General features: G+C 68.4%; 1 protein-coding gene. It reads right to left on the bottom strand.

The window, feature by feature from the left end:
• On the bottom strand, positions 1–347 hold a 347-nt coding region (locus tag HFP89_RS15755), incomplete at its 3' end, for a hypothetical protein (protein ID WP_206212156.1).
• Positions 348–373 lie beyond the last annotated feature (26 nt).

The following is a 373-nucleotide window of genomic DNA, read 5'->3' as shown; positions in this document are numbered from 1 at the left end:
GCATCGCCTTCGGTCGGCAGCGGTGGATTGCCGCTGAAGCGAAGCGCCGGCGCCGGATCGAAGGTCTGTTGGAGGCCGCTTGCGGGCGAAGGGTGATCGGTTCCGGCCTTCGCGAGCAAGCTCGCTCCCACAAGCATCGCCTTCGGTCGGCAGCGGTGGATTGCCGCGGAAGCGAAGCGCTGGCGCCGGATCGGAGGCCTGTTGGAGGCCGCTTGCGGGCGAAGGGTGGCCCCAACGGTTCGCGAGCAAGCTCCCTCCAACAGGAAAATCAGCGCCGGCGCCGGATCGAAGGCCTGTTGGAGGCCGCTTGCGGGCGAAGGGTGGTCGGTTCCGGCCTTCGCGAGCAAGCTCGCTCCCACAAGCATCGCCTTCG

The organism is Wenzhouxiangella sp. XN79A (assembly GCF_012272825.1).
Lineage (GTDB): Bacteria > Pseudomonadota > Gammaproteobacteria > Xanthomonadales > Wenzhouxiangellaceae.
This window is presented reverse-complemented; position numbering and strand designations above follow the sequence as displayed.